General features: G+C 46.9%; 18 protein-coding genes and 2 pseudogenes. 8 read left to right on the top strand and 12 right to left on the bottom strand.

Going from position 1 to position 18,722, the window contains the following annotated elements:
- Positions 1-30: 30 nt before the first annotated feature.
- Genes EAO38_RS04680 through EAO38_RS04670 form a run of 3 tightly spaced genes read left to right on the top strand, consistent with a single transcriptional unit; the run spans position 31 to position 2,615 of the window.
- Positions 31-963, top strand: a complete 933-nt coding sequence (locus EAO38_RS04680) for an NAD(P)H-dependent glycerol-3-phosphate dehydrogenase (RefSeq protein ID WP_121021587.1) — start codon at positions 31-33, stop codon at positions 961-963.
- A 9-nt stretch (positions 964-972) separates the two neighbouring features.
- A complete protein-coding gene (gene glyQ, locus EAO38_RS04675; RefSeq protein ID WP_162982685.1) occupies positions 973-1,884 on the top strand; it encodes a glycine--tRNA ligase subunit alpha in 912 nt (303 codons plus the stop codon).
- A complete protein-coding gene (locus EAO38_RS04670; RefSeq protein WP_121021583.1) occupies positions 1,872-2,615 on the top strand; it encodes a Nif3-like dinuclear metal center hexameric protein in 744 nt (247 codons plus the stop codon). The genes glyQ and EAO38_RS04670 overlap by 13 nt, the downstream gene beginning before the upstream one ends.
- Positions 2,616-2,661: 46 nt before the next feature.
- Here EAO38_RS04670 and EAO38_RS04665 read toward each other — a convergent pair whose 3' ends face one another.
- Positions 2,662-3,300, bottom strand: coding sequence for a hypothetical protein (locus EAO38_RS04665; RefSeq protein WP_121021581.1), 639 nt, complete (start codon positions 3,298-3,300; stop codon positions 2,662-2,664).
- 456 nt (positions 3,301-3,756) lie between these two features.
- Between EAO38_RS04665 and EAO38_RS04660 the strand changes: the two genes are divergently transcribed.
- Positions 3,757-5,196 carry an amino acid permease gene (locus EAO38_RS04660; RefSeq protein ID WP_121021579.1) on the top strand — a complete coding sequence of 480 codons (1,440 nt, stop codon included), beginning with the start codon at positions 3,757-3,759 and terminating at the stop codon, positions 5,194-5,196.
- A 47-nt stretch (positions 5,197-5,243) separates the two neighbouring features.
- Here the strand turns inward: EAO38_RS04660 and dcuC are convergent, their stop codons facing one another.
- The 9 genes and pseudogenes from dcuC to EAO38_RS04620 form a co-directional block, all read right to left on the bottom strand.
- The gene (gene dcuC, locus EAO38_RS04655) at positions 5,244-6,614 is read right to left on the bottom strand and encodes a C4-dicarboxylate transporter DcuC (protein ID WP_121021577.1); all 1,371 of its coding nucleotides are present in this window, start codon (positions 6,612-6,614) and stop codon (positions 5,244-5,246) included.
- Positions 6,615-6,624: 10 nt separating this feature from the next.
- Positions 6,625-7,380, bottom strand: a complete 756-nt coding sequence (locus EAO38_RS04650; RefSeq protein ID WP_121021575.1) for an ABC transporter permease — start codon at positions 7,378-7,380, stop codon at positions 6,625-6,627.
- A gap of 1 nt (position 7,381) precedes the next feature.
- Positions 7,382-8,278, bottom strand: coding sequence for an ATP-binding cassette domain-containing protein (locus tag EAO38_RS04645; RefSeq protein WP_162982684.1), 897 nt, complete (start codon positions 8,276-8,278; stop codon positions 7,382-7,384).
- A gap of 30 nt (positions 8,279-8,308) precedes the next feature.
- Positions 8,309-8,908, bottom strand: a complete 600-nt coding sequence (locus EAO38_RS09350) for a restriction endonuclease subunit S (RefSeq protein WP_268877819.1) — start codon at positions 8,906-8,908, stop codon at positions 8,309-8,311.
- Between the two features lie 81 nt (positions 8,909-8,989).
- A pseudogene (locus EAO38_RS09345) lies at positions 8,990-9,448 on the bottom strand (restriction endonuclease subunit S); the annotation flags it as partial.
- 135 nt (positions 9,449-9,583) lie between these two features.
- Positions 9,584-10,153: pseudogene (locus EAO38_RS04635) on the bottom strand (restriction endonuclease subunit S); the annotation flags it as partial.
- A gap of 76 nt (positions 10,154-10,229) precedes the next feature.
- On the bottom strand, positions 10,230-10,739 hold the full coding sequence (locus EAO38_RS04630; protein ID WP_407927419.1) for a restriction endonuclease subunit S: 510 nt from the start codon (positions 10,737-10,739) through the stop codon (positions 10,230-10,232).
- A gap of 10 nt (positions 10,740-10,749) precedes the next feature.
- Complete coding sequence (locus tag EAO38_RS04625; RefSeq protein ID WP_121021565.1) at positions 10,750-11,385, bottom strand: restriction endonuclease subunit S; 636 nt, start codon at positions 11,383-11,385, stop codon at positions 10,750-10,752.
- 14 nt (positions 11,386-11,399) lie between these two features.
- On the bottom strand, positions 11,400-13,436 hold the full coding sequence (locus EAO38_RS04620; RefSeq protein WP_121021563.1) for an HsdM family class I SAM-dependent methyltransferase: 2,037 nt from the start codon (positions 13,434-13,436) through the stop codon (positions 11,400-11,402).
- Between the two features lie 334 nt (positions 13,437-13,770).
- Here EAO38_RS04620 and EAO38_RS04615 point away from each other — a divergent pair, with 334 nt between their 5' ends.
- From EAO38_RS04615 to EAO38_RS08900, 3 genes are all read left to right on the top strand, one after another.
- Positions 13,771-14,925 carry a restriction endonuclease gene (locus EAO38_RS04615; RefSeq protein WP_121021561.1) on the top strand — a complete coding sequence of 385 codons (1,155 nt, stop codon included), beginning with the start codon at positions 13,771-13,773 and terminating at the stop codon, positions 14,923-14,925.
- 136 nt (positions 14,926-15,061) lie between these two features.
- On the top strand, positions 15,062-15,388 hold the full coding sequence (locus EAO38_RS04610) for a tetratricopeptide repeat protein (protein ID WP_121021559.1): 327 nt from the start codon (positions 15,062-15,064) through the stop codon (positions 15,386-15,388).
- A 73-nt stretch (positions 15,389-15,461) separates the two neighbouring features.
- A complete protein-coding gene (locus EAO38_RS08900) occupies positions 15,462-15,707 on the top strand; it encodes a hypothetical protein (RefSeq protein ID WP_162982682.1) in 246 nt (81 codons plus the stop codon).
- A 203-nt stretch (positions 15,708-15,910) separates the two neighbouring features.
- Here EAO38_RS08900 and EAO38_RS04600 read toward each other — a convergent pair whose 3' ends face one another.
- Positions 15,911-17,029 carry a YbfB/YjiJ family MFS transporter gene (locus EAO38_RS04600; RefSeq protein ID WP_162982681.1) on the bottom strand — a complete coding sequence of 373 codons (1,119 nt, stop codon included), beginning with the start codon at positions 17,027-17,029 and terminating at the stop codon, positions 15,911-15,913.
- Between the two features lie 252 nt (positions 17,030-17,281).
- Between EAO38_RS04600 and mnmA the strand changes: the two genes are divergently transcribed.
- Complete coding sequence (gene mnmA / locus EAO38_RS04595; protein ID WP_121021555.1) at positions 17,282-18,322, top strand: tRNA 2-thiouridine(34) synthase MnmA; 1,041 nt, start codon at positions 17,282-17,284, stop codon at positions 18,320-18,322.
- On the opposite strand, the gene EAO38_RS04590 is transcribed toward mnmA, so the two are convergent.
- Complete coding sequence (locus EAO38_RS04590) at positions 18,319-18,690, bottom strand: hypothetical protein (RefSeq protein WP_121021553.1); 372 nt, start codon at positions 18,688-18,690, stop codon at positions 18,319-18,321. The two genes, mnmA and EAO38_RS04590, sit on opposite strands and share 4 nt — an antisense overlap.
- Between the last annotated feature and the right edge of the window lie 32 nt (positions 18,691-18,722).

Genomic DNA, 18,722 nt, shown 5'->3' with positions numbered 1-18,722 from the left:
TTGTGTTACAATGCTTGAAAAAGGACATGCATGGGTATTGTGGTTTTTGGAGGGGGGGCATGGGGGCGCGCGCTCGCCTTTGCCTTTGGGCATCGCACCCCAACTAAAATCGTCTCACGCCAGGATCTGAGTGCCGCGCTTTTGCCCCTCAATAAGAGTTTAGTACTCAAAGGGCATGGTCTCATCACCCAATGCAGTTTAAAAGAGGGGTTAGAGGCTTCTTTAGGCGTGGTGGCAATCAGTGTGCAACACTTGCGCGCATGGTTTGAACAAGCCCATTTGCCCCCTAAGATGCCCGTCTTGATGGCTTGTAAGGGGATTGAGATAGGGGGTAAATTTGTCAGCCAAATCGCCCAAGAATTCATCGCTCCAGAAAATTTATGCTATCTAGCAGGACCTAGTTTTGCCCACGATGTGAGCGCGAGCTTGCCCTGTGCATTGGCTTTGCATGCCAGCAACCCTAACTTGGCACAAACCTATGCAAAGGCTTTCCCTAGTTTTATGCGCGCCTATGTGCAAGAGGACATCATCGGGGGGGAGATTGCCGGGGCGTATAAAAATGTGATCGCCATTGCCGCTGGGGTGTGCGATGGGCTGGAGTTGGGGCAGAGCGCTAAGGCTTCTTTACTCTCGCGCGGCTTGGTGGAGATGTGTCGCTTTGGGACGCATTTTGGGGGCAAGGCACAGACTTTCTTAGGGCTCTCCGGAGCGGGGGATCTCTTTTTGAGCGCGAACTCCACTCTCTCGCGCAATTATCGCGTAGGGCTGGGGCTAGCCAAACACCAATCCCTAGAAGAGATTTTAAACGCACTAGGGGAGGTCGCTGAAGGGGTGAAAACCACGCAAGCCATTATCCAAATCGCCCAAAGGGAGCAGATTTACACCCCCATCGCCACAGAATTACAAGCCCTCTTAGAGGGCAAGAACCCCCTAGCGAGTATGGACGCGCTGTTAAAACGCTAAAGGTTGGACATGACTTTTTCACAAATTCTCTTGGCTTTACAAAATTTTTGGCAAGAACAGGGCGCGCTTTTGTTACAGCCCTATGATCTCCCCGCTGGGGCGGGTACTTTTCACCCCGCCACCTTGCTAAGGAGCTTGGATAGCAAACCTTGGAATGTCGCCTATGTCGCCCCCTCTAGGCGACCCACCGATGGGCGTTATGGGCAGAACCCTAACCGCTTGGGCAGTTATTACCAATTTCAGGTGATCTTAAAGCCTAGCCCCTTGAATATCCAAGAACTCTATTTGCGCAGTTTGCAAGCGTTGGGCATTGATTTTAGCCAGCATGATGTGCGCTTTGTGGAGGATAATTGGGAGTCGCCCACTTTAGGCGCGTGGGGCTTGGGCTGGGAGGTGTGGCTAGATGGCATGGAGATCACCCAATTTACCTACTTTCAACAAGTGGGGGGTTTGCCCTGCCACCCCGTGCCCATTGAGATCACCTATGGGGTGGAACGCTTGGCAACCTATATCCAAAAGGTGGACAATATCCTAGACATTGTGTGGAGCCACAAAGAGGGCAAACCCATTTACTATAAAGAAGTGCATTTGGAGAGCGAATACCAGTTTAGCCATTACCATTTTGAGCACGCCAATTTGGATTTTTTGCTCGAAGCTTTTTTGCAAAACCAAGCGGAGGCGCAACGCTGTTTGGATCAGGGTTTGAGTTTGGTCGCCTATGATTTTGTGGTGCTCAGTAGCCATTTTTTCAATGTCCTAGACGCGCGCAAAGCTTTAAGTGTGGCTAAACGCCAAGAATTTATCTTAAAAATCCGCGCCCTAGCTAAGGCGTGCGCCCTGCTTTACAAAGCCCAAGAAACCCAGCGCGATGCGCGCTTGAGCGGGGATTTTAGCGCCCCCCTATTGCCATGCCAAGCCTAAAAGACCTACACGCCTTTTTAGAGGCGCTCTCCCCCTTAAGTTTGCAAGAGTCTTGGGATCATTGTGGCTTGAATTTGGGCAGTTTGGATAGGGAGTACCAACACCTCATCATCAGTCTAGAAGCCACTATGCAACTTGCCAAGCAAGCCCCAAATCACAGCGTGATTCTCACCCACCACCCCCTCTTTTTCAAACCTTTCAAGACCTTTAACCCCGATTTCTACCCCTATAACATCGCCCAAATCTTGATTGAGAAATCCTGTAGCTTGTTGGCATGGCATACCAATTTTGATAAAACCCACCTCAACGCCCATTTTGCCAAGTTATTGGGCTTTGAGCATTTGCATGCCGATGGCATGGCCTTAGTGGGCGCGATCCCCCCCACGCCCCTAGCCAAACTCGCTAAGGGCGTGCAAGACAAGCTCAACCTACCCTATGTGCGCTATGTGTGCGCTAGCCCTAGCATTAGCGCGCTTGCGATCGTGTGTGGGGCGGGGTGTGGGTATTTACAAGAGCTTAAAAGCGTGCCTAAAAACCTGTGTTTGATCACTGGAGACATCAAACATCATGATGGCATGGCAGCCAAGAGCATGGGCATTAGCCTCATAGAAGTACCCCACTATGAGAGTGAAAAACACTTTGTGCCCCTCATGGCAGACTTGCTAGCTCCCATTGTGCCCAGCGCGCAGTTATTTGATTGTCAAGGGGTGTTTGGGATGCTTACGCAGTGAGCGGACGCTTTTGATAGCACGGCGGCTACGCACCGCCACAAAAAACCTAAAGATGGCTAACGCCAAAAATCTGTTTGGATGAAAAATCCCCTTTCACCTCTGTTTTTGCCACCACGATAGGACGCATGCTAAAAACTTTGAACGCGCTAGCTTGGGGGATTTGATGGGATCCATGAGAGCCCTGAAGACCAGCTACAGCGCTGATAATTTGGCTGAGAATCTTGTCATCAAAAAGCATTTTGCCATGATCTCCACTTTTGAGAGCCTGCATTGTTGGCGCGTTCACCAAAACATTGTCAATGACAGACACAAAATTGGGCATTTGGTTGATGAAGTGGGGGTTGTTTGCGGGGTCTTTAGCGCGCGCGTCATCGTGTTTATGTACAGGTTTTTTGCCCGCTTCCTGCCAAGCCACCACCATTTTTGACATGTTTGGGGTCATGTCAGGGACAATTTGGTACACGCCATGCAAAGCTGTGCCCTTTTTAATGACAACCGCTCCATGCGTGTCTTTGACATCTTGCATCACCACACAAGAGATTTGCCCATTCAACTCTGGAATGGTCTTATTATCCGGATGGCAAGTAAAGCTCGCCCCTTGCGCGATCACAAAGTCTTGAGAGTGGCTAGGCGCTGCCATACAAAGAGAGCCAAGTAAAGAGAGAGCTAAAATCGTTTTTTTCATTGAATTTCCTTTTCATCGTCATAAGGATGGGAAATTTCCCATCTCGTTTTTACGTGCTAACGCACAGAGCATCGACCCTAGGGGGCGTTTGAAAAACACCCCCATCCATTTAAAGCACAAAGGCCACAGGCAACTAATCCAAGAGGAAAAGTACCACGCCTAAAAAAACATGGGCGGATCGTAGCGCATAAAGGTTAACAAAAAGAATATTTAACATTTATTTTTAGACTATAAAACGTTATTTATGTAATTTATATCCATTTTATTCTAAAAAATGTCTAAATTATGTTTTAGCTAATCTCAGCGCGCGTGTTTACTCTAAAATGGCTTTGACTTTTAGAGAAATGAGGGGGAAATTTTTACCCCCCACTCTTTAAAACGCATCATTTGGCGTGCTTGCTTAAGAGTTGTTTAAAACGGCTTGGTATTCTCTAGTGATGCTTTTAAGAAAGGTACATGATGCAACAAGAACATTTAAAGCGCGACATCAAATTACGCCAGGTGTTGATGATCGCTTTGGGCGGGACCATTGGGACGGGGCTGTTTGTGGGCACGGGGGGCAATATCGCCAATGCCGGCCCCCTAGGCACTCTGTTAGCCTACATTGTGGGCGGATTGATTGTCTATTCCATCATTCTCTCTTTGGGGGAATTGGCTAGCGTCTACCCTAGCACGGGGAGTTTTGGGGATTACGCCACGCGCTTCATTGGCCCAGCCACAGGCTACATGGTCTTTTGGATGTATTGGGTGGGCTGGATTGTTACTGTGGCGGTAGAATACTTCGCGGTGGGCGCGCTGATGCAACGCTGGTTTCCGGAAGTGCCAATTTCTTACTGGGTCATCGCTTGTATCGTGCTCATCTTTTTGCTCAACGCCTTTTCGGTGAAAATCTTTGCAGAGGGAGAGTTTTTCCTAGCTTCTGTCAAAGTGTTTACGGTGTTTATTTTTATCGTGCTGGGCGTAATTGGGATACTCTATCAAATTTATTTGCATGGCATAGGGGGTGTTTTTGCTAATTTCTACATAGATCACCCCACTCAAGAGCTCAAAGAGGGGTTATTTCCCAAGGGGGTTAGTGCGGTCTTTGGGGCGATCTTAGCGGTGATCTTTGCCTACACGGGCACAGAGATCGTGGGCGTGGCCGCAGGGGAGGCCAAAGACCCTAGCACAGCGATGCCCAAGGCCATTAAAGCCACTTTATGGCGCATTGTGTTTTTCTTTTTGTGCTCGGTGATCATCATTTCAGTATTCTTGCCCATGACAGATTCTAGCATCACCAAAAGCCCCTTTGTGAGCACCCTAGAGCGCATCCCCCTGCCCTTTGTGGGTACAGGGATTCCCTATGCGGCTGATATTATGAATTTTGTCATCATCACCGCCATTCTCTCCACGGCCAACTCGGGGATTTACGCCTCTAGCCGTATGGTTTATGGTTTAGCCCAAAAAAAGATGTTCCCCCCCATCTTTGCCAAACTCAACAAGCAGGGCACGCCCATTTATGCGATGTATTTGTCCATGGCTTGCACCCTGATCATCATGTTTGGCAATGATTATGTCAAAAATGGCCAAATCAAAGAAATGATGGAGGCCCTCATCAATATCATTAGCTTTAGCGTGATCATCGTGTGGATTAGCGTGAGTGTTGCCCAATACAATTTTAGAAAGCAATTTATCGCTTCGGGCAAGTCTTTAGACGACCTGCCCTACCGCGCGCCCTTCTTGCCTTTAATCCAATGCGTTGGCATCACCGGATCGATCATCGGGGTGATTGGAGCGTATATGGACCATGAACAGCGCGTTGGGGCGTATTTGACAATCGGGTATGCGTTTCTTTGCTATGTGGGTTATTATCTCACCAAAGATAAATGGGGTTACCAGCACGAGCAAGGGCTTTAAGGCTTTGGGTGTAGAACACGGGAAGCCAAACACCGCATAGCTTTACTTTAGTGGTTGGCCAACCACACTCCCACCCCAATATTGACCCCCATGCCCACGAGCAACAAGGGCCAAGTGCGCTGGATAATCTCTAGAGGGGCGACTTTGGCAAAGCCAGCTAGAGCCAAAACCCCCCCAGAGATGGGCGAGCTCGCCCGCCCCAAGCAAGAGGCAATCTCTAGGGGAAGCACGAGGGCAATGGGCTCAACGCCTAGCTTATGCGCAATATCGGGAGCTAGCCGTCCAAAGGCATTAAAGGCAGCGATCCCACTGCCCATGATCAGTGCAAAGCCATAGACCATAAAGCTCAAGAGGGTGCTAATGAGGGCCAACCCTCCAAGCCCTTGCAGTGCCCCCAAATGTTGGGCTAACACCCCAATCCCCCCTAAAGATTTGAGCCCCGCCGCAAAGACGCTCGCAGCGATGATGATACTCACCACGCTCACAAAAATTTCCCCCATTGCACTCAAGATCACCCCCATCCCCTGCCCTAATGCTTTGGCATCGCGATGGCGGATAAATTCTATGAGAAAAATCACCGCAATACTGATAAAATTCGCGCTCACCACATCTAACTTAACCCCCAAAAAATACGCCCCAAAGAGCAAGAACACGGGCAACCAAGGAAATAGAATATAAAAATTAGGGCAGGGTGGGTTTTGTATCTCTGGGATCTGGGTTTGTTCACACAATTGGTTACGCGCGCGATCGCGCTTGTCTATCCATGCAAAGTAAAAGGGGATCAACGCCGCGATCACAAGCGTATAAGCGAGCACGATGTAAATTTGGTAATGTAAAAATAGCCCGACAATATTGTCTTTTTGCCCCACCATGTCGGCCATGTTAATGGTGTTGCCATCCTTGGGGCCATAGTCTAGGGCGATCAAGGAGAGCACACACGCGGCACTAATGGGACGGATTTTCAAAGCGAGTAAGACGGGATAAATGCACGCCAACAAGAGGAGCAAAAGCCCCGTATAACTAGAGATGACAATCTTTAAGCCCATGCCCACCACAAAAGTCCCACTCAAAACCACATATGGGTTACGCACTCTGCCAAGGGGTTTATGACTCAAGTAGGCTAATTTAGCCGAAGCATGGATATGTTTCATGTAGGCAGCAAAACCAGCCACGCTCATGATAATCAACCCCACCCCGCTCAGTTGAGCTTTAAAGGTGGCGGCGATAAAACCAAAAGCGTTTAAGAACACTTGGGCGGTGTTATGCGCCGGGGGAGTTTTAGGGATGGGAGTACCTGTAAGATAAAAACCCATAATCACCAAGAGCAACCCTGCGCACAGAAAGACAAAGATCGGATGATAGCCCTTGAGAATGTAATAAAAGGTAACCCCCACGGCCAACACACTTAAAGCCACCATCAAATCCCCTTCAACGCGATTTAGGCGTGCTAACCAACAGTGCGCGCCCAGCACCTAGATAAGTTAAGAGCGCGCCTAATCCAAAGAGTACGCCAGAAATCCCCAACACATAGCCCAAATTCTGCCCAGAGAATGCCCCAATGAGCATATTATTAAGATGATAAAAGGGCGAAGAAGTGATAAAGATTTGCCCCCAACTAGGCAAAGCCTGCAAGGGGATGAAGACATTAGAGGACATGATCGCATAGAGATTGATCACATTGGCAATGGCGAGCATGTTTTGATTATTATTCAGGTATTTGACCACCCCTAATGCCACACCAGAGCAAAACACCCCCGCCAAGCCCAATGTGAGCAAGCCTAAGAGAAAGTTCCCCACGCTTAAAGATGGCAAAATCCCTAGCACGCTAAAACTCCCTAAAATAAAAAGCGCGCTAAAGCCCAATACGATCGCCAAGCGCGATAAAACTATCGCTAAGGTGATTTCTAAATAGCTAGCCGGTGTTGCCATGTAAAATAGAAGGGCTTTAGAAGCCCTAGCGCTGCCCAAAGCTTGGGCTAGCCCAAAAATGGCTGTGGAGATGAGGGTGAGCATCACTAGACCCACTACGCTAGCAAAGCGAAAATGGGGCGCATGGGTGTGTTCAAACACCCCAATGAGAAAAGCCAACATCAAAATAGGGTAGGCTAGAGTCCAAAAGATAGCGACCCGATAAGTGATATAGGACTTAAACTCCAAGATAAAGATCGCATAAATACGGCGCATATCACTCCTTCTCCCAATGGTTTAAAGCCAAAAGCAAGTCCTGCGCCTTTGTGGGGCGCAAGTCGAGCCCCATGCGCTTGGTAGATAGGGGCGGTTCTCTTAAGCAGTCTTTTAAAGCTGTTGTGCCAAAGAATATAGCATGCTGGCTGTCTAGGCGCATTGTTAGTTGGTATTTATCCTTGAGGGTTTGGGTAATATCCTGACACTCGGCTTCATTTTCATAAGAAACTTCTAAGGCTAGATCGCCCAAGAGGGTTAAAATCCCCTCTGTCAAAGTGCCATGTTGGAGGATCCGCCCCCGATGCAAGCACAAAACCCGCGTGCAACTCTGTAAAATTGCGGCGTTATGCGTGGCGATCAAAGAGGTTTTTTTGTCCTTGTTGCGCGCGCTAATGGCTTCTGCCACGCGCATAATGGTGGGCTCATCTAAACTCGATTCGGGCTCGTCTAAAATCAAGAGATCGGGGTTATGCCCCAAACTCAAATCCAATTTCAAGCGTTGTTTCTGCCCATCTGAAAAGCTGTCATAAAGCTTAGAGAGCAAATCTTGCGCAAAAAAGTCAAGTTGGCAGGAGCCATATATATGCTCATAAAACTTGACAAGGTCTTTAGCTTTGAGTCCAGCCGGGAAGTTAATAGAGGGCGCACTATAGCCAACTTTAGCGCGCAAGGGCGGGGTGGTGTTGGCATAGGCGATCCCATTTAAGCTAGCTTGCAGCGCAAAATCTGGGCGAAAGCCCAACAACGCGCCTAGCAGAGTGGATTTACCCGCCCCATTGCTCCCAATAAGGGCTGTGCTGGTGTGCTCTGCAAAACTTAAATTTTCTACACTCAAGGGGTGCAGAGGCTTTAGGTTTTCAGAACCGCAGTAATGCAAGGTGTGGATATTAAGGGGCATGTCAGATCCTTTAAGTGAGTTTAACATGTTTTACCTCTCTGGCTGGCGCACCACCCCCTCATACGCCCCCAACTTGCGATCCCACAACGCCATGACTCTCTCGATCTGTTGCTTTTCCAAAGCCCGTATCAAGCTCTCCATAAGATCATAGGCGATTGTGCCATCTTTATGGACGGGGAGTTTAAAACTTTCCTCTAACAATCTTTCTTTATTGATCTCGCGATTAAAGCCATATTTGTGTTGCACGCTATGGCGTAAAATCGTGGTGCAAAATAGGGCTAAATGGCGGTTTAATTCTCTCTCTTTGAGCCACACCACCATGCAATGATCCGAAGCCACAAAAGGGTAGGGGTGGTAAAAGCAACTGCCCACACTCCCGCTATTGGCTAAAGTGATTTTGTTTTGGTGGATTTTCATGTAGCTTGGCGGGCTGACAAACCCATCCACGCCATTATTCAAGGCACTTGAGGAGATATAGGCGATCTCTCCGCTGGTGTGATCCCCTCTTTTATAACGCCTCCCCCTCTCATAAATAAAGACTTCACTAAAGCTAAATTCTTGCCACTGAAGGCTCTCAAGGCTCACCCCCCCCCCCCCCCCAGTGGCAGGGCTGTTATCTTTAAATTTCATTGATGAATCCTTTAGGTTTTGAACGCGTATTGTATCCTCATACGCCTTTAATTTTTGATCCCATAACGCCTTTACCCTCTCAATGTGTTGTTTTTCTAGGGTTTTGATGAAGTGCTCCATGTATTCATAGGTAATTTGGTCTTGGATCACGGGCAAGGGGATTTTAAAGTTCTCTACATCTTGGTGGGTGGCGTTCATGCCCCATGTGAAAGTTTTAAACGCCTTTTGGCAACACACCGCGATAAAAAGCGCGCTCCACCTTGTCATGCCAAATTTGGGGATTAAAACTTTAATCTTATTGCCTGTAAAGTAGGGGGTTTCTTGGTAAAACACGCTGAAGGTGTCCATCGCAAAACTTAAAGTATTGCCCGGGTTTAGAAAGACTTCATCTTGTTTGATAAAGCCCCGAATGCCATTATTACGCGCGCTGCGCACCACATAAGGGTAAAAGCCCTCTTTAGGCAACTCCTCAATGTTTAAGGTATTGGCATGGAAAATCTTTTTAGACATAGCCACTTCAAAAATGTCTTTGATTTTAAACTCCCGCCATTTAAAACTATCTAGACTTACCCCCCCCCCCCCCCATAGTCGTGGGGGCGTTGTTCTCTTGTAGGGTCATTGGCAATCCTTTAAAATTTTTGCTCCCATTGTAACCACCTCTCATTTTAACCCCATTTAAACGGGCTTTAACGGCGTGCTTAAGACTTTGTCATAAGCGTTTAACTTTTGATCCCACAAGGCTTTTACCCTCTCAATCTGTTGTTTCTCTAGGACTTTGATAAAGTTTTCCATAGGGTCGTAGGCGATGGTGCCATCTTTGTGGGTGGGCAACATGATTTTAAGGTTATTTAGGGTTTTGGCAAAATCACGCACTAAAACGCCTTGTAAAATCCTTTGAAACTTGTTAAGGCAAGTGAGCATGAAAAGGGCAATATAACGATTAAAGCCCTCAAATTTGGGGTGTAGGCTCTTGGTGAATTGCCCGGCGTAAAAATCTTGCTCCATGTAGAAAAATTGCATGCCTATCATCCCCACTGCTAGGCAATTGCCCTTAATTTTGTGTTCCTCGTCTAAATATTCCACCCACCCGGCAATGCCATTATTCATGCAAGTGCGGGTGAAATAGGGGTAAGCCATAGGTCTATCCTCGCTTGGCGTAAAAGTAGGCGGTTCTACAAAGTTAAAGCTATCTTTATTGAGCTGGGGGTTAGCTTGGATTTTAAACAAATCCCCCACCCTAAACTCTTGCCATGTTACCCCCCCCCCCCCCCCCCAATCATAACGGGGGCGCTATCGTCTTTAAATGTCATGGGCAAATCCTCTAAATTTTTGCTTGAATTATATCCTTACACGCCTTTAATCTTTGATCCCACAATGCCTTAACTCTCTCAATGTGTTGTTTCTCTAAGGCTTTGATGAAGTGCTCCATGAGATCATAGGCGATGGTGCCATCTTTGTGGGTGGGTAATTTAAAGGGTATGTTCTCTAAAAGGGATTGTTTAAAAGAAGTGCTGCCCCAGCTAAAAGAGCTAAAGGCTGGACGCATGCTCGCAATGAAAAATAACGCCCTATGGCGTTCTAGCCTACCCTCTTTTAGCGTGAAAATCTTGATTTTATCGCCTGTGAAGTAGGGTTTGTCTTGGTAAAAAATGGTCGCTGTGTCTTGCCCGAAACTGATACTTGGGGCATCGTTTAAAAAAATGGGGTCTGCTTCAATATTGCCCCTAATGCCGTTGTTGCTCGCTCCCCTTGCGACATACGGGTATCCACCCACACAGAAGCGCACTTTATTAGCGTCAAATTTTCTTTTAGGGGTCTTTATGTCAAACAACGCCCCGATTTTAAACTCTTGCCAAGTTAAGAGTTCTCCCCCCCCCCCCCCCCGATTTCCAAACAAAATAGTTTGTGAAAATATTTAAGGCGTGTGCTTCCTCTGGGGTTAGCATAGTGTCCTCCAATCCTGTTACTTTTAGATACGCTTGAAGTTCCCTCAAGCGCTCCGCTTGAAGTTCCCTTATAAATACCTCTATCACCTCAAAAGCAATTTCCCCATTCTTGGCAAAGGGCAAAAGGATTTTCTCTTGGCTGACCTTAGCCCAACCGGATTTGTTGTTCCAGTTAAACTTAGCCAAGACCTTATTTAGGCACACGACCAAAAACAAATATTGCAAGCGGTTTAGCTCTTTGCCCTTAAATTTTAGGGCGTAACAATCTTGCAAAAGTGTAAATTCTCTAGGTTGGTAAAAGGCGGGCGCATCGCCATTAGCCCCCACAGAAATCATATTTTCCAGCACCAAAGCCCCCTCTTTTGGCATATAACAGGCGATGCCGTTGTTTTGCGTGGTGCAAGTGATGGCCGGGATATAGCCCTCTTTGGGTTCTGTGGGTAAAAGCCGTTTTTGGTGGCTGTGTTTGGCAGGCTTAAACACCTCAAAAATCCCCCCTAATTGCACCCCACGCCACTCTAGGGCACACAAAGCTTGCCAGCTTTTTAGGCGTGGGGGTGGGGCTTTCCCTCTGTGCCTTTGAGCACTAAGGACACTTCATAGGCTAAAAACTCCGCCACACTCCCGCTAAAATCGCCCAGCTTAGGCGTGGTGTCTATCTTTTGGTGTTGGGCGTAGGTCCAGTCCTTGCCCTCAGTATTGATTTTATCCTTAATAAAATGGTCTTTATAAAACTTTGGATCTTCATCATGCACCACGATATTTATTAATTCTCGGTAGCGTTCTTTGGCGTTGTCGGTGTCGCGTAAATTCGTGCTCGCCCGCGCCTTTTTGCGCGCCGCGCGGGTGTAGCCATCATTGCTAAAATCTATGAAAAGCACATTGTCATTAGGGTTGTGGGCTTTCCCCACCTCAAAAACATAGATCGCCGTTTGCACGCTAGATTTACCCACGAACAAATCTAGGGGCATCTTAATGCTTGCCACTAGGCTGCTGTGCTCTAAAATCTTTTTGGTGTAAATGTCGCCATTGCCACTTCCGGCATTTTCTTGGATAATCACCACCGCGCGCCCCTTCTCCATCCTCTCTAATGCCCGCTCTACAAAAATAAAGCCCTTGCCCTCAACACTATAAGGGGGGTTGAGTAAAAACACATTGGCGGGGAAGCGTTCGTTCTCTTTGCCCTCTCCTTGTTCGTAAAACCCTTCAAATTCCTTAAGGCTGTCTTTGTGTAAAAAATTCGCGCTCCCATCGCCAAATAAAAGCATATTCAGCACGCCCAGCAAGTAAATATCCGCCCTCTTTTCAATGCCTAAAAGTTGGTAGGCTTTAATGTGGGCGATCTTTTCCTCTCTCTCTTTGGGGTTGGTGATTTTTTCCTTGCAATCATTAATCATTTTATTCATGCTAGAGATCAAGAACGCCCCCGAGCCCGTGGCATAATCCCAAACATAAGAATCTTTATTGACTTGGGCGAGTTCCACCATCAAATCCACCACCTCACGGGGGGTTAAAACGACATCGTTATAATCATCATTTTGCACTTTTAACCACCGAGTCAGACAATTAAAAAGTCTGCCCGCAATGTCTGCGCTGCCGAGCTTTTTCACTAAGGGGAAAATGTGTTCTAAAAGCCACCCATAGGTTTTTTTAAGTGGGCTTTCTACACTGCTATAACCCCCCCTGTATTTTTTGCACGACCACAGACCAGAGTGGATAAAAGCGCGTTCTAAGTCATTCATCACTAAGTCTATCTTGGCTTTAGGTAGTTTCTTGCTCTTTAAGAAGACTTTGATTTTGTCTAAAAAAATTGCCCCGTCATTGACCTCATCGTCTTGTGCGCCCTTTAAATCCTCTACCCTTAGGGGTTCTATCATCATGTCAGCAACTCCTGTTGCCGCCATAATCATCCCCACAAACAAACCCACACGATTATTAGGGTTAAGCCCCTCGACTCTTTCAAATAAGAATTGATCAAGGTCTTTTAGTTGCTTTTCTGTTTCGCTCTCTAAATCCTCAATGGCTTTGTTGCGTTCTTCCTCGCTTAAGGTGAGGTTGTCTAGGGCTTGTTCTAACCTCCCTAAATCCGCCAAAATCCCTAAATCACTAAATTCCCCGATCCTTTGAGGCACGGCTAGGTGCTTGGTGTTGAGATAGTAAAGGGCGTATTCTTTGTAAAGCTTGCCTTCATTCTCATAGCCATTGATCCCTATGGCGATCGCCTCGTTGTAGCTATAGCTATAATCTAAAATCGCATTGGCGTAGTGCAGCGCGCCATTGAGGGCGTAATTTTTAATGGCGTTGGTGCTTAAATCTGGGCTATGATCCTTGCCAAACTTGGCTAAACGCCCCTTAAGCCCCTTGACCTCGATCATCACGGGCAATTTGCGCGCGCTGGGCGTGCTTAAAAGCAATTTGAGATCGGGATAGTTCTTGCCACTCCCCCCGCTCTTTGAAGGGGCTTGTTCTAACGCCCTTTGGGTTTCCCCATCGATGGGGGCTGTTTTGGCGTAGTAGGCAATGTTAAGGGCTTCTAGCTCTTTTTTGATTCCGTATTCTATGGTTTCTTCTTGGCTGGGCATGGGTTTCCTTTTGATAAAGGGGGAATTATAAAGGATTTAGGTAAAAAGGGGGTTAAGCCCACAAAATGGCTTAAATGGGGCGCATATCGTCATGCTAAAACGCCAATCTTAAGGGCTAAACCTTCACACAATTTAAAAACCATGCTATAATGCACCTTTATTCTTTAGCATCATGACTTTTAAAATTGATTCTAGAACTTTGTGTGCTTTTTAACGCCTTTGCCTTTTTCACCCCCCCCCCCCCCCCGCAGCAGCCATACAATAGACTAGACCCTTGCACTAAAACTTTTCGCCAATACCCCCCTATTTATTTTCCAGCCCTTAGGGTGTGTCTATGATTTGGCTTATCCTTGCAGGAGGCGTTTTAGGCGTTTTTCTCATCTTTTTAAACAAACGATCATCCAAAGACACAGCCCCCAGACTTAGCCCTAAAAACCCCCAAGAAGCATACACAAACCATACCTCAAGCGATAGAGTTGAGCGTAACAAGAGCGCCTTTATAGAAACGACAAAGGAGGACAAACCCCCATGCACTGAAAACAACCCTCAAAACGCCCGCACAGCGCATGCGTTCGGTGATTTAGCAAAGTTTAGTTGTGAAAAACCCCATGGGCATTTTGATGAAAGAGACAATCAAGGGACTAAAAACATGCAAAAAGGCAGCACATACGAAGAGTTTATCGCTAAAAAATATGCCAAAAATGGCTATGACCCCATTTTTCACCGCGATTTGGGCAAGAACGACCAAAAAATCGATCTCATTTTGAGCAAGGGCGATGAGGTGCTTTTGATCCAGTGCAAAAACTGGAATCTCGAAACGGGTTATCGTGTTGGTTTGGACTATGTCAAGTCATTTTTAAAAAATTGCGATGCCCTAGAGAAAACCCAGTATCTAGGCAAAAATTGCCAAAGACTTTTGGTGCTCTCTAGCCCTGTGCTAGAAAAAGAGGCGTGGCAATTTATCAAGGATCACGCCCAAGATCTGCGGGTGGGTTTTGAAATCATAGAATACAAGGGAGGCATTGAAATGGACACAGATTATGCCAAAAAATACAGAAATGCCGTCAAGGCACACTATGCGGGCGAGGGGTTTAGCGTCAAAGACTATAGCGCAAGCAAGGCGCGCGAAGGCAATATTTTAGCCTTCACGAGGATTCATTTGGTTTTGAGAAAAGACAAACAAATTGTCTTTGTGCAGTGTATCAACTGGAATCCGGAGGGCGCACACAAAGTCGATCGCAAGCATTTAGAAAAGTTTTTAGAGGATTGCTGTGGCTATAAAAGCCATTTGTTGAGAGATGACTATGAGCAATACAAGCAATGTTTCTTTAAAAACATTGTCGTGCTCAATAGCTCTAAATTGCTCACCCAAGATGCCATTGATTTTATCAGGAGTCAAAAGGATCAAGCAGAACATGAGCGGGTGTTTTATGAGGTGCTAGAACCCTCAGCTGACTTAGACAAAGTGCACAAACACGAGGGCAAATAGGGTTGGGTTGAGGGGGATACATGGAGTCAAATTCTTGGATGTATGGAATTGCTGGTTATCTTTCACTACATAGGGAAGTAGTGTGGCACAGACAACCCCAGCAAAGAAAGTTAAAAATACTTGACAAGGAGCAAAAATGTCAGTTGTGTTGAAAAAGCGTGTGTGGCAAGTGATCTTGTTGTTGGCAGTGGCTTTAGGGGTTTGTTATGCGGGGAGTCAGGCAGATGAGTACTTTAAACTAGCAGAGTCTTACTATAAGAATAAAGACTACTCCAAAGCCCTGCAATACTTGCAAAAAGCCGCGGATATGGGGGATGCTTTGGCTTATACCAATTTGGGGGTGATGTATGCAAAGGGCAAGGGCGTGGGGCAAGATAAAGAAATGGCACGGCGGTATTTTGAAAAAGCTTGTGATTTAGGAGTACAAGTAGGTTGCAAGAATCTTAAAGCCCTAGCCCCTTAAACATGTCGCCTACAAACTCAATTTTGATATTCAAAAAAAAGAGTTTGATCTCTTTGGGGAGGGGCTGGGGACTTTGATTGAAATCACCTCTAAAAACAGAGACCCCGTGCGTTTAGAGGGGATTGTGATCAATGAGGGCAATTCTTGCAATGACTGGAGTCAAATTATGGCAGATGGCCGTCCGGCTCGGGGGAATAAGAGAGGGTATATTTTGAAATACTCCCAAGGCTATATGATCGGCGTGGCGTGTCTGCCCTATAAAATCCTCTCTGTGGAAATTAAAACCCATTTGGGCAATATCACCTACACCTATGAGTGAGGTTGTGTAATTCTTGCCATTCCCCCCGCTCTTTGAGGGGGCTTGTTCTAACGCCCTTTGGGTTTCCTCATTGATGGGGGCGGTTTTGGCGTAGTAGGCGATCTTGAGATTTTCTAGTTCTCTTTTAGTTTGGTCTTCTATAGTTTCTTCTTGGCTGGACATGGATTCCTCTTGATAAAAAGGGGTATTATAAGAGATTTTGATTAAACCGGCAACAACACCACAAAGCTCAAGATCAAGGCGATTCCACAAAAGACAAATAGGATAAAAAAACCCACATGGTGCAGACCCGCGCTAAAGACAAAAGAAAAGAGGGCTTGGAAGATGGCGAAATTAAAGGTGAGCCAACTTGAAGCGCGCGCAAAGGCATCCTTGCCCACTAAGCGCAACGCCATAGCATTTGTGAGCGCGACATTCCCCGTTGTGGTGCAACCCATTAAAAAGATAGAGAGATTGAGCCAAGCCAAATGAGAAGAAAAAGCAGGAATCAAGCAGGCGAAAGCTTTGATCGCAAGCACCACAATAGAAGCCCATTTCAAGCCAATCCCCCTAGCTAAAAACCCGCTTAAAATCGCCCCACATGCCGATCCCAAACCAAAGAACGCCCAAGACGCGCCCGCAACAGCGTTACTAAAATGCAGGGCACGCACGAGATAATCCACCCAAAAGAGGGTGTGGGGGAGATAGCCAATGGCATTGAGCACATAGGAGATCACGAGTAAGAGGAAAAAGAACGAAGGCTTGAAGTTAGAGGTTTGGGAGGGGGATTTGGGAGGATGGAGGGGCTTTAAAGAAAAAAGCGCACAGAAAAAGGCAAATAGGCTTAAGCCTCCTAATAAAATCCATGCCCAATGGATAAAGGGCGCAAACAAGGGCAACACAAAGCCACTAAAGATCGCCCCTATCCCAATCCCGCTAAAAATAAAGCCACTCACGCTAGATCGGTGTTTTTCTTTCACAAGACTTAGAGACAGGGGGGCAGCCAACACCATCAACGCCGCAGAGGCTAACCCGGCTAAAAAGCGCCATGCCCACGCCCACACAAAGGGCAGAGAATCAAAAAAACAGGCAAAGAAACTTAAAGCGATGCACAAAAAGCTTAACTTCGCGATCGCTTCTAAACTCCAATATTTTTGCAAAACCCCGATGCTAAAGCTTCCAAAAATATAGCCCACTAAAATCGCAATGCCTAGCTGGATGCTCTGATCGGGCTGGAGCTTGCCTGAAACAATGAGCATAGGGATGAGCACCACATATCCAAAACGCGCCAAGCCATTAGCCACAAAGGTGGCTAGAAAGCAGGCAAAAATGCGCCTCCGCATGGAGAGTAACTCCTAATAATCTAGTAGTTGGAACAAGACCATAAAGACCATAACATGGGAGTACTAATAGATGACTAAGTGCCCGACCCTTTTTTAAGCGTCAAGAGAGAGTTTTTTATTTGGTCAAATGCCTTAATGAGGTTTTAGAAAAGCATTTTTGAGATAAGGAGATATTTGTTCTGCGGTGGTAGTTTAAGCAATATCTCAGGTAAAACACATTAGGTTTTTGTATCTAACTTAAAAGAACCTAAAATGAAAGTCGCGGTTTTGATGAGCGGGGGGGTGGATAGCTCTTATAGCGCGTATTTATTGCAACAAGCTGGGCATGAATTGCTAGGACTCTACCTCAAATTGCACGCCAAAGAAGAAAAGCATGCGGTGTATATCCGCAACTGCCAAGAGGTGGCAAAGTTTTTAAATATCCCCTTTGAAGTGGTGGATTTGCAAGCGGAGTTCAAGCAGGGCGTTTATGACGCGTTTGTACACGCTTACGCGCAAGGGCAAACCCCCAACCCCTGCGCGCTATGCAACCCCTTAATGAAATTTGGGCTAGGCTTGGAATTTGCCCTAGATCAAGGCTGTGAAAAGATCGCCACCGGGCATTATGCGCGCTTAGAAGAAGTCAATGGGGTGTTGCGCATTAAAGAGGCAAGGGATAGCAGTAAGGATCAAAGCTATTTTCTCTACGCCCTGCCCCAAAAAGCCATTGACCGCCTGCTCTTCCCCTTAGGGGATTTGCTCAAAAGCCAGATCAAACCCCTAGCCTTAGAAAAAATGCCCTTTTTGGGGAGCTTGCAAACCTATAAAGAATCCCAAGAAATTTGTTTTGTAGACACCAATTACATGGACACACTCAAAAAGCATGTACAAGTGGATCAAGAGGGCTTGGTGCGCAATCTCAAGGGGGAGGTGGTGGGCACACACAAGGGCTATATGCACTACACCATTGGCAAACGCAAGGGCTTTTCTATCAAGGGCGCGCATGAGCCCCATTTTGTGGTGGGTATTGACGCGTCTAAGAATGAGATCATTGTGGGGCAAAAGGAAGCGCTTGCGATCTCCACCCTAGAGGCGCAAAATAAATCCCTGCCTGCCAATTTCAAAGAGGGCGCGTACTTGGTCAAGGTGCGCTATAGGAGCACCCCCACCAGCGCGCACATCAGTTTAGAAAAAGACACCATCCGCGCGCGCTTTGAAACCCCTATTTATGGCGTGGCACCAGGGCAGGCGTTGGTGGTCTACGATCAAGACCGCGTGCTAGGCGGGGGCGTGATCACCAAGAGCACTTCTTAAAACTTCCAGTGAAAGTTAACATGATAGGGCCCTGTGCTAGAGGCGCTCACATGGCTGCCCATTTGGGGCAACTCAATTTTGACATGCTTTTGGCACTTGCTTACAAAGTCTTCATACTGCCCTAGGCGCATGGAATGAGCGTCATAGATAGCGATGTTCTCTAAAGTGGGGGATGCCTTTCCTGAAACCAGCACGCCCAAGATAGCCTCTATTAAGCGCATCTTCTTGGGACGTACACTTTTAGGAATACTAGAGGGCAAACGGTAAAAACCGATAGCTACAAAAGAACCCGAGCTCTCCAAGACATAAGCGTTCGCATACCCAAAGAGAGCTAAGAAAAATGTCAGTGCTTTAACGATCCCATGCAAAACTCTTAGTGGTAATTTCAGACCCTCATTCT

Source organism: Helicobacter vulpis (assembly GCF_003660395.1).
Lineage (GTDB): Bacteria > Campylobacterota > Campylobacteria > Campylobacterales > Helicobacteraceae > Helicobacter > Helicobacter vulpis.
Note: the sequence above shows the minus strand (reverse complement) of the source record. Positions and strands in the feature narration are given on the sequence as shown.